The organism is Streptomyces sp. NPDC002446, assembly GCF_053595675.1.
In genome coordinates this window covers 135,022-149,916 of the sequence record NZ_JBSFYC010000002.1, presented here as the reverse complement: position 1 = coordinate 149,916, position 14,895 = coordinate 135,022, and the positions used below count along the sequence as shown (strand labels likewise).

Sequence of the window (14,895 nt, the reverse complement as noted above, 5' to 3'; positions counted from 1 at the left end):
CCGGGCCGCAGCACCCCAGGAAATGCGTTATTGCGCGTTGCGCAGTTGGAGAATGTAGGTCGCGGTGAGCGCAACGGCTCGGTCGTCGTCATGGGACAGCTCTGCGAGGGCACGTGTCGTGGTCGTCCCCGGGATCTCCGCGAGCGCCTGGGTCAGCCGTCGGCGTGCGGACGCTTCGAGGGTGCCGTGGGCGAGGCGGTCTACGAGCCTGGTGGCGATCCGGTCCGCCCATGCGGGATCACGTGCCAGCGCGCTCAGTGCATCGGCCGCATCGGCGTCGTTGGTCTCCTCGACGATCATGTCGATGAGCGTCGGAACCGCGTCGGGCACTCCACGCGCCCCGAGCGCCGGAGCCGCACACCTGCGGACCACGATGTCGGAGCTGGTGAGGGCGTCCCGCAGCAGTGCGGTCGCCGCACCGTTCGGAATCTCGGCGATGGCCTGGACGGCACGTTTCCGCACCTCGGCCACCGGTGAGCCCAGGCCCTCCGCCAGTAGCGCCAATCCGCTCTCGCCCGATCGCGCCAGAGCCCATCGAAGGGCTCCGGCGACGATCGGGTCCGTCTCGCTCAGCGCTGCCTCCACCAGCGCTTCCACTGGCACCGGAACCTCTTCGGCCGAGGACAGGGCCGCCCGCTGGCGCGTCCCCGCGCTCTTCGACCCCAGCGCATGGAGCAGTGCAACGGTCTGGAGGACGTCCTCCCAGCCGGCGGGTTCCGCGGCACCGATCCGACGGAGTCGCGTGAGCAGCTCCGTCTCCGCCGCGATGCGTTCTCGTGTCTGGCGGATGAGGTCGGCGACGAGCTCCGAGGGCGTGAAACCGGGATCTTCGAGCGCGCGCCCGACTTCACGCAGCGACAGCCCCAATGACCGCAGGCTCTCGATATGGAAGATCCGCCGGATGTCCTCGCTGGAGTACTCCCGGTAGCCGCCTTCGGTACGCCCCGTCGGCCGCACCAGGCCGAGCGAGTCGTAATGCCTGAGCATGCGGGCGCTGACCCCGGACCGTCGTGCCACATCACCGATCAACACTGCCTATCGCCCCTCCTGGCTGTTCGTGCCGAGGGCTACGATGCGCTTCGCCTCCTCGATCGCGAAATCGAATCCGGCATCCGGGTTGCGCCACAGCCGTTCCGTGGCGATCGCGTGCTGACGTATGCGAAGGGAGTGATCCGTCATCGCGGCACGCAGGGTCGGCATGATCACCTCACCGAGTGCGATCAGCGCCCGGCTGAGGCTCAACTGCGTCTCCCGCTCGCCGCGCCCGAGCTGTGTCGCCAACACCCCGGCCAGCTCGGGTTCTTCGCCTTCGGGCACGAGCACGACCGCCGCCCGCCAGGCGCTCCGCGCCACCTCGTCGTCGGCGTCGGTCAGCAGCGCCCGGGTGACCGCAGGCCACGCTTGCCGGTCCCCGATCTTGGACAGCGTGTGCAACGCCTGGCTTCGTGCCTGCGCACGCTCCGAGCGGAGTTCGTCGATGAGCTTCGGGACGGTCATTGACGGGGAGTGGCGGGTGAGTGCCCAGGTCAGCATTTCCCGCACATAGAATTCGGGGTCGATCGCGCATCGTTCGACGAGCTTGTCGATGAACCGCGGGTCGGGGGTCGTGCCGACCGCCAGCGCTGCCTGCAGCCGCACCGACGAGCTGCTGTTCTCCAGCCCCTGCAGAGCTCGCATCGTGTTCGTGTCCTCTCTCGGCATGGTCATCGGGAACCACCTCCTTGGCTGCAGTGAAGACGTTGTCACGGTGTCAAGGTCAAGCGGGCCATGCCGTGAGCGGGCCAGTCGTCCGTTGCCCACGGGGTCCCGCCGCCGCCTGCCTCCCCCGGGCCGCGGCGGCGGGCATCGTGGGTTAGGAGTCCAGCCAGGTGATCCCGTTGCCGCCGTCGTTGGCGATGGTCCGGGTCATGGCGTTGCCGTCCTTGGGGTAGTTCCCGTGCTTGGTGAAGTAGCCGAGGACGGAGTCGACCGAGGTCGCGTCGCACACCCCGTCGCCGCGGATGCAGAACCGTTCGACCGGAACGCCCGGGAACTCCTCCGGCCCGGCACCGGGTGAGGTGAACCCGAGTGCGCTCCAGCCCTTCGGTACGCGGGACGCGATTCCGGTGCCGGGCTGCATCGGGTCGGCGTACAGCATGCCGTTGACCTGCGAACGCGGGACGGCGGTCTCATTGTTGGCGATCTTCTGGAGCACCACGTCCGCGACCTGTGCACCTTGGGAGTAGCCGACGATCGTCAGGCGTGCGCTCGGGTCGCGGCGGTGGGTCTCCTCGGCGGCCGCCAGCAGATTCTTGTACCCCTCGTTCACGCTGGCGTCGTAGCTCGGTGCGCTCGGGTCCGGTTGGAACGCCTTGCTGCCCACCCACGGTCCGGCGCTCGCCGGGTAGCAGACCGGAACGACCTCGTCGCCCTCGTCCAGGTGCTGGTTCGCGAATCCATAGCTCGTGGTGCACCCGGGCGCGTCCGCCGCGGCGCCCGTGCCACCCACCTCGAGGTAGTAGTGGTGGACGTCGTCGGCCTGCGCGACGGTGGGTGCTACGACGGCGGTGCCGGCCACCATCGCCCCCGTCATGGCGGCGGTCCCCACCACCCGTGTCAGCCTGCTCATCTTCGCCATTGCCTGGGTCTCCCCCTCGGGTTGAGACGTACCTGCGTCGAACGGCGGTGACGCTAGCCACCGCCGTTGAAATCGCGCTGAAACGGCAATGAGTGCGCTGGTGGGGCGGCCGAGGGCCGGAGGGCCCGTGCGGTGCCGCCGGCCCTCGGAGATCATTTCGTGAGGGGTTGTCAGTCGTACGCCTTCAGGCACAGCAGCGTCGCGCCGTCGTCCACCTTCGTGGACCAGTACGTGTTGGGGTCGTACTGCCCGTGGCGGCAGACCTCGGTGCCGGCGCCCGCCGTGGCCCGGTAGATGTCCGTGACGACCAGGATCTCGTTGTACGCGGCCGGAACCCTGCGGTCCGTGCAGTTCGGGGAGGACAGCATCGCGATGCTGCTGACGTAGTTGCCGTCGTGCTTGGCGAGCAGACAGTCGCCCTGGTGGTACTGGCCGGTGAGGCAGAGCGCGGTCCGCTCGCCGCTGCTGGTGGAGTAGTACGACCAGGTGGCCTTGCCGACGCCGGACGCGCAGCCGCCGCTGGTGCCGGTGACTTTCACGCGCGTCCCGTAGCCGCAGGACGTCGTGTTCGGCTCCTCCTCGCTCCAGTCGTACCTGCTGTGACCGCCGTACCCGGTGTCGACGACGTCCAGACAGTCCCCGCCCGAGACGGCCTTGAAGGCGTCTTCGGTGGGGTCGGGCTCGGGGGAGCTGGTCTCCGGCTCGGGTTCGGGCTCGGACTCGGTGTCATCGGAGCCGCCGCTGGAGGAGCTGGACGAGCTGGAGGAGCTGTCGGTGTCGCTGTCACCGAGCGTGTCACTGCCCCCGAGGCTGCTGGTGCTGCCGCCGCCGCTGCTGGACAGGGTGAACCGCGGGGTGGGGCTGCTTGTCGGAGTGCCGTCGCCCTGCTTGTCCCAGGGCTGCCAGATCAGGACCCCGATGAAGAGGGCGACCAGGAGCAGGCCGCCGCCCCAGCCGTCCGAGGAACTCGACTGCTTGGCGGGCTTCTTGGCCGCTCCGGACTTCGGCGGGGCCGTGGGTGTCGATGTCGTGCCGGTGCTCTTGTTCTTGGTGGAGGTCTCCGTCCTCTCCCGCGCTATGCGCTCGCGTTCCTTGCGCTGCCTCTCCTTCCGCTCGCGCTCCTTCTGCTCCTTTGTCTTCCTCTCTTGCTCCTTGCGCTCCCGCTCCCTGCGTTCTGCCTCTTCCTTCCGCGCTTGTTCCCTGCGCCTTCGCTCCTCCTCTTCCTTACGCGCCAGCTCCCGCGCCTCCGCCTCCGCCTGCTCCTCGGCCTGCGCCCGCACCAAGGCGTCCCGCTGCTTGCGCAGCGCCTCCAGTTGCTCGCGCATCTCGCTGAACGCCTCATTCGAGCCCTCCGGGGCACCCTCGGACTTCATCTGCGTCGGCGCTTCGGCCGCATCGAAGTCCACCGTCCCGTCGCGCAGTTGGCGCCCCTGCTCGGCGTACTCCTCGATCAGCGCGGTCCACGCCGCCGGCAGCCACCGCTCGGTATCCCGGTCCGCCGCCACCTGGTCGAGGTCGGCGAGGATGTCCCGCAGTACGTCGGACGGCGCGGGACGCCTCCCGGGGTCGACCTCCAGCAACGGCAGGATCAGCGGTGCCAGCTCCGGCGGCAGCCCGCTCGTGTCGAGCTCGCCGCGCTGGACGAGGGCGAGGACCCCGATGGAGCGGTCGGTCTGCTCGTACGGCGGGCGGCCGACCGCGAGGAAGAAGAGCGTGGCACCCAGGGAGTACATGTCGGAGGCGGCGGTGGACCTCTTGCCGCACGCCTGCTCCGGCGAGGTGAACGCGAAGGTGCCGATGGTCGTCGTCGAGCTGGTGTGGTCGTGGGCGTGCGAGATGCCGAAGTCGATGAGGCGGGGGCCGTCATGGGGCAGCAGGATGTTCAGGGGTTTGATGTCCCGGTGGACGACCCCCAGGCCGTGCAGCTCGACCAGCGCCCGGGCAGCCGCGGCCGCGACCCGCCGTACCGCGTCGACAGGCAACGTCCCGGCGCTGACGACGAGTTCACCCAGGTTGGGGGCCGGTATGAACTCGATGGCGAGCCACGGGCGCTCCGCCTTCGCGTTGGCGTCGAGCACCGTGGCGGTGTACGCACTGTCGACCCGCCCCGCCAGCTCCACCTCGCGGGCGAACCGCTCCCGGTCCGGCCTGCTCACGATCCCCTCGGCGAGGAGCGTCTTGACCGCGACGAGCCCGTGGTCCACCACGGTTCCGGTAGGCCCGGCGGCGCTGGCGGGAGTCCCTGGTGCTTCCTGCCGGGCCAGATAGATACGGCCCATGCCGCCCGTGGCGATCCTCCGCAGCAGCCGGTAGGGGCCGAGCCGCCGCGGATCGTTGGATTCGAGTGAATAGAGCTTCATTCCGGCCATGAGGCATCACTCCCCATGTGCGTCCCCCGTCTGTGCTGTTGTCCGCATGCGCCCCGTGCGATCTGCGCGGCCGCGCCATTCTGCGGTCAAACCGTGTCATGGCAAAGGGAGTTGGGGAAGTCCGTGTGGCCGTAGCGGCCACGGCCGGCTGCGAAACCTGAAGCCGGGCTGCGTCTCCGTGCTGCGGATCCCGCCCTCAGTCAGTACTGCCGAACCGGGCTGCCAGATCACTGGGGAGGGCGTCCCGGTTCGTCCGGTTCACCTGGACGAGTTCGATGTCGGCGCGGTGCTTGAGGGCATCGGTGAACGGGTCGCTCTTCGCGTGGACGGTGGCGACGATATCGACGTCGGATGTGAACAGCCGCCGGATCACGTCCTGGAACGCGGTGCTTGCCAACTCCATACGCCCGAGCTCGTCGATCAGCACGAGGTCCCCGCGAGCCGGGTCCGCTGCTCTGAGCGCCGGCAGGGCGAGCCGCTCCATGACGCCCGGGTCGACGCCGTATCGACCCACCCGTGGCGGACCCGGGAGGTCGATGTGGGCGAGGATGGCCCGCCGACCGCTGTCCAGAGTCTCCAGCGCGAAACCGGTCCGGGTGCCGCCTTGCCGGATCTCCTCCGTGATGAAGCCGACGACCCTGCGAGGGAGCAGCAGCGCGGCCAGTCGGCGGACAACGGTCGTTTTGCCCACGCCGGGGCGTCCCTCCAGCAGGATTCTCGTCGGCATCTCGGCTCCCTCTCAGGTGTGTCGTACGAGGTTCCCGGTGCGCCGATCGCCGTACGCGGCCAATCGGGTGCTCTGCCCACGTGGACCGGTGCCGACCGGGCCGATCGGGGTAGAGCCGCGCGCATGACAGGAATTGAGCTCAGTAGTGTGGCGTTCAACGACCATGCGGCCATCCCCCGACGCCACAGCGGGGAGGGCGACGACGTCTCGCCGCCGCTGGCCTGGTCGGCGGTACCGGCGGAGGCGTCGGAGTTGGTCCTGCTCTGCGAGGACCCCGACGCACCGGGCGGGTCGTTCCTGCACTGGCTGGTCACCGGTATCGATCCGGAAAGTACCGGTGTGGCGGAGGGAGAGTCGCCTCCCGGCAGCCAGGAATGGCCCAATGGATTCGGCCGGGTGGGCTGGGGCGGTCCCATGCCTCCGCCGGGGCATGGCAGGCACCGCTACTTCTTCCGCCTGTGGGCCGTTTCGGAGTCGCCTGCCCTGCACGGCAAACCGACGGTCGACGCCGTGCATCGTGCCGTGCGAGACCAGGAGTTGGCGAGCGGCACGCTGGTGGGCACATACCAACGTTGAGCACGCTGGTGGGCACCTACCAACGTTGATCACCGTCGTGGGCGTCGTCCGCCGGAGCGGCGCGCCCTGGCCTGATCCCGAGGACGTCCCGGTCGGCCGATGAGTGGCCGACCGGGACATCGGCCTCAGGCCAGGTCGAACCGATCGAGGTTCATCACCTTGTCCCACGCTGCCACGAAGTCACGTACGAACTTCTCTCCCGCGTCCGCGGACGCATAGACCTCCGAAACGGCTCGGAGCTGGGAGTGCGAACCGAAGATGAGGTCGACGGCGGTGGCGGTCCACTTGGCCTCGCCCGTGGCGCGATCCCGGCCTTCGAAAACGTTGTCATCCGAGGCCGACGCCTTCCACTCCGTGTCCATGCCGAGCAGATTGACGAAGAAGTCATTGGTCAACGCCTCCGGCCGCTGTGTGAAGACGCCATGCGAGGATCCCGCGAAGCCGGTGTTCAGGGCGCGCATACCGCCGATCAGAACCGTCATCTCGGGAGCGGTCAGCGTCAACAGGCTGGCGCGGTCCAGCAGAAGCGTCTCCGGCGACAGCTTCTCTCCCGCCCGGAGGTAGTTGCGGAACCCGTCCGCCCTGGGTTCGAGTACGGCGAACGACTCCACGTCGGTCTGCTCCTGCGAGGCGTCCGTGCGCCCCGGTGCGAACGGGACGGTGATGTCGTACCCGGCGTTCTTCGCGGCCTGCTCGACGGCCGCGCATCCGCCCAGGACGATCAGGTCGGCGAGGGACACCTTCTTTCCGCCGGTCTGCGAGCCGTTGAAGTCCTGCCGGATCTGCTCGAGGGTCTGCACCACCTCGGTCACCTCGGGCAGGTCGTTGACCTCCCAGTCCCGTTGCGGCGCGAGTCGGATCCGTGCCCCGTTGGCCCCGCCACGCTTGTCGGTGCCGCGGAAGCTGGCGGCCGACGCCCAAGCGGTGGTGACCAGCTGGGAGACGGACGGACCCGAGGCGAGGATCCTTTCCTTGAGGGCAGCGATGTCCTCGTCCGCGATCAGTTCGTGATCGACCTCGGGGACGGGGTCCTGCCACAGCTGCGGCTCGGGAATCCACGGGCCGAGGTAGCGCGAGCGGGGTCCCATGTCGCGGTGCAGCAGCTTGTACCACGCCTTGGCGAACGCCACCGCGAGCTTGTCCGGGTTCTCGTGGAAGCTCTTCGCGATCGGCCCGTAGACCGGATCCAGCTTCAGCGCGAGGTCCGTCGTCAGCATCATGGGAGCGTGCTTCTTCGACGGGTCATGGGCATCGGGCACAGTGCCCTTGGCCGAGGGGTCCGTGGGAGTCCACTGCTTCGCGCCGGCCGGGCTCGTCGTCAGCTCCCAGTCGTAGCGGAACAGGTTGTCCAGATACCCGTTGTCCCACTTCGTCGGCTGTGCGGTCCATGCGCCCTCAAGCCCGCTGGTGAGCGTGTCGGCGCCCTTGCCGGTGCCGTGGGTGTTCCGCCAGCCGAGGCCCTGCTGTTCGAGGGGGCACGCCTCGGGTTCCGGGCCGATGTACGAGGGATCGACCGCGCCATGGCACTTGCCGAACGTGTGGCCGCCGACGATGAGCGCCACCGTCTCCTCGTCATTCATCGCCATCCGCCCGAATGTCTCACGGACGTCCCTGGCCGCGGCCATGGGATCCGGGTTGCCGTTGGGCCCCTCCGGATTGACGTAGATCAGTCCCATCTGCACGGCACCGAAAGGCGTGGCGAGTTCCCTGTCGCCGCTGTAGCGCTCGTCTCCGAGCCAGGTGTCCTCGGGCCCCCAGAAAATCTCCTCGGGTTCCCAGATGTCCTCTCGCCCGAAGCCGAACCCGAACGTCTTGAACCCCATCGATTCCATGGCGCAGTTGCCGGCGAAGACCAGCAGGTCGGCCCAGGAGATCTTCCGGCCGTACTTCTGCTTGACCGGCCAGAGCAGACGGCGCGCCTTGTCGAGGCTCGCGTTGTCCGGCCAGCTGTTGAGGGGGGCGAAGCGCTGAGCGCCGGCGCCGCCACCGCCCCGGCCGTCGGCGATGCGGTACGTGCCCGCGGCATGCCAGCTCATCCGGATGAAGAGCGGCCCGTAGTGGCCGTAGTCGGCGGGCCACCATTCCTGCGAGGTCGTCATCACCTCGAAGACGTCCTGCTTCAGCGCGTCGACATCGAGGTTCGCGAACTCTTCCGCGTAGGTGAAGTCCTCGTCCATCGGATTGGAGCGGGACGAGTGCTGGTGGAGAATCTGAAGGTCCAGCTGATTCGGCCACCAGTCCCGGTTCGAGCGGGGCCGAGTCGGTGTGGGGGCCGGGGAGGGGATTACTGGGTTCTCGCTTTCGCTGCCGGACACGTCCGTCCTTCTTCCTGTTTCGGTGCTTCCTTCTGCTGGCTGCTTGCTCGTGCCGTCGGTTGCTTTGTCGGCGTCGAGCACTGCGACCCGCGCTCGTCGCGCGCCATGGCGCCCGCCGGCTGGAAACGCCTGACCAGGCCCGCGGCAGTCAACGCGGGCCAGCGGCCGGCGAGAACCTTCCTCATGCACGACGCCGGTGATCGAGCCTGGGTCGGCGTCCGTATGGTCGCGCACCGCAGACCGCACTGCCACGAGAACACGCAGGGCACCGCCACGTAACAAGACTCGAAAGGCAGAGACGATCCGGTCGCCTGTACGAGGCGGGGGAGTCTACGAGGGAGCCGCCGCGGGGGCGTGCGGGGTGTTCGCCGGGGACGGTGTGACGAGTCCCGTCTCGTAGGCGCAGATCACCGCCTGGACGCGGTCCCGCAGCCCGAGCTTCATCAGGACATTGCTGACATGCGTCTTGACGGTGTGGTCGCTGACCACGAGGGTCGCGGCGATCTCGGCGTTCGACAGGCCCCGGGCGAGGAGTTCGAGGGTCTGCAGCTCGCGGGCGGTGAGGGCGTCGAGGCGGGGCGGGGTGAGAGCGCCGTGGGGCCGGGCGTGAGCGGTGTATTCGGCGATGATGCGGCGGGTGACGGAGGGAGCGAGCAGGGAGTCACCGGCGGCGGTGACGCGGACGGCGTGGACGAGGTCGTCGCGGCGGACGTCCTTGAGGAGGAATCCGGCGGCGCCCGCGCAGAGCGCGTCGTAGACGTAGTCGTCCTGGTCGAAGGTGGTCAGCATGACCACCCTGGTGGACAGTTCGGGGTCCGCGCAGACGGTGCGGGCGGCGGTGATGCCGTCGGTGCCCGGCATGCGGATGTCGAGGAGCAGGACGTCGGGGCGGTGGGCGCGGACGGCGTCGACGGCCTCGGCACCGTCGCCGGCCTCGGCGAGGACGGTGATGTCGGGCTGCGCGTCGAGAATCATGGCGAAGCCGGAGCGGACGAGCTCCTGGTCGTCGGCGATGACGACGGTGATGGCCATGCGGGTCCCCCTCCCAGGTCGGGCGGTGCATCGTAGCGCCTCGTGGTCCAGCGGGGTTACTGCAGGTGGGCGGCTTGCGGCGCCTGGGCGGCCGGGGTCACAGCGGGAGGCGGGCTCGCACCTCGACGCCCCCGGACGGGCGTCACAGCGGGAGGCGGGCTCGCACCTCGAAGCCCGGGTGGGCGTCGGCGCGGGGGCCGGCCGTCACCGTGCCGCCGTGGGCGGCCGCGCGCTCGCGGAGGCCGATGAGTCCGTGGCCGCCCTTCGGGCCGGTGCCGCGGCCGGTGCCGTCGTCCGTCACGGACACCGCCAACTCCCCCGCACGCCAGGCCAGGTGGACCGCCGCCCGCGTGGCCGTGGCGTGCTTCACCACGTTCGTCAGGGCCTCCTGGACGATCCGCACCGCCGTCACCTGGAGGTCTGCCGGAACGGACGGCCGGTCGCCGGTCTCCTCCAGCCGTACCCGCAGACCGGTCGCGGCGACCTGGTCGACGAGGATCCGCAGCTCGTCCAGGGTCGGCTGCGGGGCCCGGTCCGGGAGGTCGGCGTCCTTCAGGAGGCCCAGCATGCGCCGTAGCTGTGCCATCGCGTCGCGCCCGCTCTCGGCGATGGCCTCGAACGCCGCTTCGGCCCGCTCCGGCTTCGTACGCACCGCTACCGGCCCCGCCTCCGCCTGAACGATCATCAGGCTGACGGCGTGCGACAGCACATCGTGCATCTCGCGGGCGATCCGGGCCCGCTCCCGCTCGGCCGCCCGCTCCGCGTCGATCCGTTCGCGCTCCAGCACGGCGGCGAACTCCTCTACGGAGCGAGTGTGTTCGCGGCGGGCCCGCGACAGCATCCCCAGCGCATAGGCGCAGTAGAGGACAAACGTGCTGAAGAGGATCTCCCGGTCCGCGCCCTGCCCACCCCCGCCGGACTTGAGACCGACGACCACCAGCAGCGCCACCGGCAGAATCGCCACGAGCAGCGCGCGGCGCCGCCAGCGGCCGGACTGCGTGGCGATCGTGTAGATGAGCAGCAGGTCGGGGTAGGCGAGGGGCTGGCCCGGCCCGTCGTACACCTGGTAGGCCAGGTGCAGCGCGGTCGAGGCGAACAGGACGAGGAAGGGGGCCCGGCGCCGCCACACCAGCGGTACGTTCCCGGCCGTCATGAACAGGTAGCTAGCCGCATCGGCGGTGGGCAACGAGGGGGCGCGCTCGGTGACCCACGGGATGGTCATGGCGATCTGGACGACGAGGGCGATCGCGATGTCGACCGGGTAGGTGCTCTCGTCGCCGAGAAGCCGCCCGAGAAACCGCCCGAGGCGCGGTCCGAGGGGCGGTCCGAGGCGCGGTCCGAGGGGCCCGGGACACGGATGTGGCACAGGCCGCACGACAGGCACCGCCGCCTTCGCCACCCCCGCTTCCCTCTCTTCCCTCGCTTCCCTCACTTCCCCTGCTTCCCCTGGTCCCCCTGCTTCCCCCACCGTGCCGGTACTGCTCATGGCGGTCTTCCCCATCTCTTCCGCTCCCCTCCCCTCGTCCGGACCGGATCAGTATCCGGGGCCGGTCACCGGGCGAACGCGGCGGCCGCGATCTTCAACGTCAACGGGTTCTGTCCGTCGGCCTTGGCATCCTTCGACGTCGCGGAGAACGCCACCACCCGCTGCAGGTCACGGGTGCCCGCGACACCCGTGGTGTAGCCGTAGCGGGCGCCCGTCTTGCCGTACAGCCACTGGCCGGTGGGCAGCTTCATCATCCGGGTCAGGCCCATGGTGTACGCAGCGCGCGCATCGTTGGCCGGGTCCTCGTCACCGTCGTACATCGGCACGTCCGGCACCTGGAACATGTGCTCCAGCTGCGCCTTGGGGACGACCCTCCCGGCGAACAGCGCCGTCGTGAAGCGGGTCAGGTCCGCGGTGGAGGAGATGATGTCCCCGGCGGCCCAGCTCGCCGACATGTTCCACTCCGTCACATCGACGAGCCGTGTGCCGCCCCTGCCGTCCGGGAGCACCTGGTAGCCGCGGTTGTGGCGGCCCTTGAGGCGGGGGTCGGTGCCGGGCAGGGAGGTGTCCTTGAGGTGCAGCGGGCGCAGGATGCGGGCGGCGACCTCGTGCTCGTAGGACCGCCTGGTGGCGTGCTCGATCAGCAGGCCCAGCACTGTGTAGTTGATGTTCAGGTAGTGCTGCTTCGTGCCCGGGGCGAACTCCTGGCGGTTCTTCCCGGCCAGCTCGATCATCTGCCGCGGGGTCCGGCTCTCGTAGCGGTGCTCGATCTGGTCAGCGGTGTCGCCGCCGACCTCAGCGGCGGGGATGCCGCTGGTGTGGTTCAGCAGCTGGCCGACCGTCACCGGCTGGTAGGAGCCGGGCAGTAGACCGGGCAGCAGGCGCTGGACGGTGTCGTCCAGCCGCAGCCGGCCCTCGGCGACCAGTTGCAGGGCGACGGCGGCGGTGAACACCTTGGTGGTACTGCCGGCCCGGAAGCGGGCGTTGTCCAGTACTGGCCGCCCGGTGGTCAGGTCGCGTACACCGGATGCGCCTTTCCAGGAACCGGCGGTGCCGCTGACCCGGACCTGGGCGGAGGTCGCGATGTCGTCCGGCAGCCCGGAGATCGCGGCGCGCAGGGCCGCGGCGTTCGGGCCGGGCAGGGCGTCCGCCCGACCGGCCGGGGCGGACGCCACCGCGCCCGTCGCGGCCTTGGCGTGTGCGGGGATGGCGGTGGCGGTGGCGGCCGGGAGGACTTCGCCGAGCACGACGACGGCGGCGGTCAGGGCAGCGGCGGTGGCCGCGGTGGCGGTGAGGATACGGCGGCGGGGCAGTTCGCGCATGGCGGGCTCCGGAGTTCGGACGGCGGCGGCGGCCGCGTCGGGCTGCTGTGTGCCGTTCATCCTGGTCACCGGCCGGCATCGTGTGATCGCCCGCGGGAGCGGTCCTGCCTCTCCCCCGCGCGACGGAGCCGACCGGGCGGCTCACCCTCGCGAGGGAGCTGGGGCCTGTCCGACGGTCAGGGCCGGGCCCGCGGCGCGCTCCTGCTGGCCGACAGCCCCGGGGCACTGAGCCCCGGCGGCCTGTCCCTGATGGAGCGCCTCCTCAAGTCAGACGGCCCCGCGACCGGGCCCGGCCGTCGGGCGGGATCAGGAGACGGCGCCCTCGGACCAGGCCCGCTTGAGGATCTCGTCGACCGTCTCTTCGACGGTCTGCCGGGAGTTGTCGAGCCACAGCCCGATCCGGGACGTGTCGTCCCGGAGCACCTTGTCCAGGTCCTCGGGCTGCCAGTCGGGCCCGTAAGCGGTCTTGTTGCGCTTCTCCTCGCGCCGCGCCACGACCTCCGGGTCGGGTGCCAGCACGACGACGGCCAACGGGCGGCTCTTGATCATCTCGGTGATCTCCGCCAGGTGCTCGCCGATCAGGATGTCCTGCAGTACGGCGGTGAACCCGGCCTCGGCGTAGGCGTCCGCGGACGCGGCGGCCAGCCGGTACCGCAGGCGGAGCTGCGCGACCGCCTCCGGCGTGGGCTCGGCCGTCATGTGCTCCTGACCGTTGACGATCATTCGGCGGAACGAGTCACCGCGTACGTGCACCGAACGCGGCAGGCGCTCGGCGAGGGCCTGCGCGACGGTCGACTTACCCGCGGCCGAGATGCCCGAGACGACGATGACGCCGGGGGCCTCGTCAGCCGTGACGACGGCAGGGCTGGTGTTGTCGGTCATGGACGGAGGGGTTCCTCTCCAGTGCAGGGACATGGGTCATGCGTGCAACCCAGGCGGTCGCAGCGCGCGCAGCATCGTGCTGATCCGCCCGGGTGACTTCGGCGGAGGCGCCGTTTCCCGCTGGTACACCGCGGATACCCGACCAGAGCGGACGCTCCGGGCCGCAGAGGGCAGACACGCTGGAAGGGACACGGCCATCACCGCCGACGAGGACGTCACAGAGAACGCTACCGCCGCCATCCTGTACGGGATCACCGACCCCGAAGAGCGACTTGCCCTCCACCATGTGTCGTTGACGGCACCGGTGCTGAATCTGGCGGTCGCCGAGAACGTCCTCCTCTACGACTCGCTGAAGGAGAACGTCTTCAAGAACCCGGAGATCGGCCCGGAGGACATCCGCTACAAGAGGTCGTACGAGACGGACGAGCTGCGGCAGGACATCGCGCGACTGCTCAAGGAGACCATGTCGCCGGCCGTCGGGGCCGAGGACATCTACGCCACCGCGGGAGTCTCCGGAGCGCTGGAGTGCCTGGCCTTCGCCCTCGAACAAGGCAAGGTGCTCAAGCCGGGCGACCAGGTGCTGCTACCCGCCCCCTCCTGGCAGGGCTTCAAGTGGTGCTTCGAGCAACGGCCCGGCCTCCGGTGCGTGTTCGCCCCCCTGCCGACGACCGGCGACCACGCGTTCCAGCTGACGCTGAAGGCTCTCCAGGACGTGTACGGCAAGGCGAGTCCCCGCCCCAAGCTGCTGGTGCTGACCAACCCCAACAACCCGCTGGGCGTCAACTACAGCAAGGAGCTGCTGGAGAGCATCTACACCTGGGCGCTGAAGCAGACCGACATGCACATCATCTCGGACGAGATGTACGCCCACAGCCAGGTCGCCAAGTCCAAGCCCGGCTTCCACAGTGCGTTCGCCCTCGACCTCTACCCGCAGTACCAGGACCGCGTCCACGTCGTCTGGGGCCTGGCCAAGGACTTCGGCCTCTCGGGCTTCCGGGCGGGCTTCGTCCTCTCCCGCTCCACATACGTCCGCAACGCGATGCGGGGTGGCAAGGGGCTGAAGGAGATGTCGTGGTTCAGCCCGCTGGACTCGCTCAAGAACGTGGTCGTGGGGAAGCTGTTCCGTGCGGGTGCGGGTGCGGACAAGGGGCGCTGGTACCCGGAGCAGTTGATGCGCAGCGTGTATCCGGAGGCGCTGACCGCGAGTTACGAGGCGGTGAAGAAGGCGCTGAGCAATGCGGGCGTCCCCTTCCTGAGCAACAACACGGACAACTCGGCCCAGTTCTTCTTCCTCGATCTCCGGAAGTACCTCGGCAAGGTGCCGGGGATGGCGGACGGCGACGCATGGCTTCCGGTGTTCCCGGAGATCGACGACCGGGAGGAGAAGCTGCGTGCGTACCTGGAGAAGGAGGCGCAGGTGCAGCTGCTGCCGGGGCAGACGCTGTTCTGCCCGTCCGCCGGTTACTTCCGGCTGTGCTTCACCGCGTACGGCCGGGAGAAGGTCGTGCAGGCGGTGGACCGGATCGGCGCGGCGCTGAAGAAGCTCGGCTGAACGGGCGGAGGGACGGG

The 14,895-nt window shown here is 69.7% G+C and carries 12 protein-coding genes; 2 read left to right on the top strand and 10 right to left on the bottom strand.

The genetic code is table 11. The features are described from left to right. Positions 1-27 precede the first annotated feature (27 nt). The 5 genes from ACWD6P_RS02340 to ACWD6P_RS02320 form a co-directional block, all read right to left on the bottom strand. Positions 28-1,032 (bottom strand): HEAT repeat domain-containing protein, encoded by a 1,005-nt coding sequence (locus ACWD6P_RS02340; RefSeq protein WP_451442099.1) that lies wholly within the window; start codon positions 1,030-1,032, stop codon positions 28-30. A gap of 3 nt (positions 1,033-1,035) precedes the next feature. Continuing rightward, positions 1,036-1,707: a HEAT repeat domain-containing protein gene (locus ACWD6P_RS02335; protein WP_451442098.1), complete on the bottom strand. Its 672-nt coding sequence runs from the start codon at positions 1,705-1,707 to the stop codon at positions 1,036-1,038. Between the two features lie 145 nt (positions 1,708-1,852). After that, positions 1,853-2,608 (bottom strand): PE-PPE domain-containing protein, encoded by a 756-nt coding sequence (locus ACWD6P_RS02330; RefSeq protein ID WP_451442097.1) that lies wholly within the window; start codon positions 2,606-2,608, stop codon positions 1,853-1,855. A 179-nt stretch (positions 2,609-2,787) separates the two neighbouring features. Continuing rightward, positions 2,788-4,986, bottom strand: coding sequence for a serine/threonine-protein kinase (locus ACWD6P_RS02325; protein ID WP_451442096.1), 2,199 nt, complete (start codon positions 4,984-4,986; stop codon positions 2,788-2,790). Between the two features lie 196 nt (positions 4,987-5,182). Beyond that, the gene (locus ACWD6P_RS02320) at positions 5,183-5,713 is read right to left on the bottom strand and encodes an NTPase (RefSeq protein ID WP_451442095.1); all 531 of its coding nucleotides are present in this window, start codon (positions 5,711-5,713) and stop codon (positions 5,183-5,185) included. Between the two features lie 123 nt (positions 5,714-5,836). On the opposite strand from ACWD6P_RS02320, the gene ACWD6P_RS02315 reads away from it, so the two are divergent. Continuing rightward, positions 5,837-6,289: a YbhB/YbcL family Raf kinase inhibitor-like protein gene (locus ACWD6P_RS02315; RefSeq protein ID WP_451442094.1), complete on the top strand. Its 453-nt coding sequence runs from the start codon at positions 5,837-5,839 to the stop codon at positions 6,287-6,289. Between the two features lie 125 nt (positions 6,290-6,414). On the opposite strand, the gene katG is transcribed toward ACWD6P_RS02315, so the two are convergent. The 5 genes from katG to ACWD6P_RS02290 all read right to left on the bottom strand — a co-directional run bounded on the left by katG (position 6,415) and on the right by ACWD6P_RS02290 (position 13,326). After that, complete coding sequence (katG, locus tag ACWD6P_RS02310) at positions 6,415-8,604, bottom strand: catalase/peroxidase HPI (RefSeq protein ID WP_451442093.1); 2,190 nt, start codon at positions 8,602-8,604, stop codon at positions 6,415-6,417. 330 nt (positions 8,605-8,934) lie between these two features. Next, positions 8,935-9,636, bottom strand: coding sequence for a response regulator (locus tag ACWD6P_RS02305; protein ID WP_451442092.1), 702 nt, complete (start codon positions 9,634-9,636; stop codon positions 8,935-8,937). Between the two features lie 142 nt (positions 9,637-9,778). Continuing rightward, positions 9,779-11,002, bottom strand: coding sequence for a sensor histidine kinase (locus ACWD6P_RS02300; RefSeq protein ID WP_451442091.1), 1,224 nt, complete (start codon positions 11,000-11,002; stop codon positions 9,779-9,781). A gap of 185 nt (positions 11,003-11,187) precedes the next feature. Then, a complete protein-coding gene (locus ACWD6P_RS02295; RefSeq protein ID WP_451442260.1) occupies positions 11,188-12,504 on the bottom strand; it encodes a serine hydrolase domain-containing protein in 1,317 nt (438 codons plus the stop codon). A 246-nt stretch (positions 12,505-12,750) separates the two neighbouring features. After that, entirely contained in the window at positions 12,751-13,326 is a 576-nt protein-coding gene (locus ACWD6P_RS02290) for an AAA family ATPase (protein WP_451442090.1), read from the bottom strand. A gap of 292 nt (positions 13,327-13,618) precedes the next feature. Between ACWD6P_RS02290 and ACWD6P_RS02285 the strand changes: the two genes are divergently transcribed. Beyond that, positions 13,619-14,878, top strand: a complete 1,260-nt coding sequence (locus tag ACWD6P_RS02285; protein ID WP_451442089.1) for a pyridoxal phosphate-dependent aminotransferase — start codon at positions 13,619-13,621, stop codon at positions 14,876-14,878. Positions 14,879-14,895 lie beyond the last annotated feature (17 nt).

Excerpts from the sequence above, each read along its gene's own strand:
- ACWD6P_RS02305 (WP_451442092.1), bottom strand. The coding sequence starts at position 9,636 with ATGGCCATCACCGTCGTCATCGCCGACGACCAGGAGCTCGTCCGCTCC.
- ACWD6P_RS02295 (WP_451442260.1), bottom strand. The coding sequence starts at position 12,504 with ATGAACGGCACACAGCAGCCCGACGCGGCCGCCGCCGCCGTCCGAACT.
- ACWD6P_RS02335 (WP_451442098.1), bottom strand. The coding sequence starts at position 1,707 with ATGACCATGCCGAGAGAGGACACGAACACGATGCGAGCTCTGCAGGGG.
- ACWD6P_RS02330 (WP_451442097.1), bottom strand. The coding sequence starts at position 2,608 with ATGAGCAGGCTGACACGGGTGGTGGGGACCGCCGCCATGACGGGGGCG.
- ACWD6P_RS02320 (WP_451442095.1), bottom strand. The coding sequence starts at position 5,713 with ATGCCGACGAGAATCCTGCTGGAGGGACGCCCCGGCGTGGGCAAAACG.
- ACWD6P_RS02290 (WP_451442090.1), bottom strand. The coding sequence starts at position 13,326 with ATGACCGACAACACCAGCCCTGCCGTCGTCACGGCTGACGAGGCCCCC.
- ACWD6P_RS02315 (WP_451442094.1), top strand. The coding sequence starts at position 5,837 with ATGACAGGAATTGAGCTCAGTAGTGTGGCGTTCAACGACCATGCGGCC.
- ACWD6P_RS02325 (WP_451442096.1), bottom strand. The coding sequence starts at position 4,986 with ATGGCCGGAATGAAGCTCTATTCACTCGAATCCAACGATCCGCGGCGG.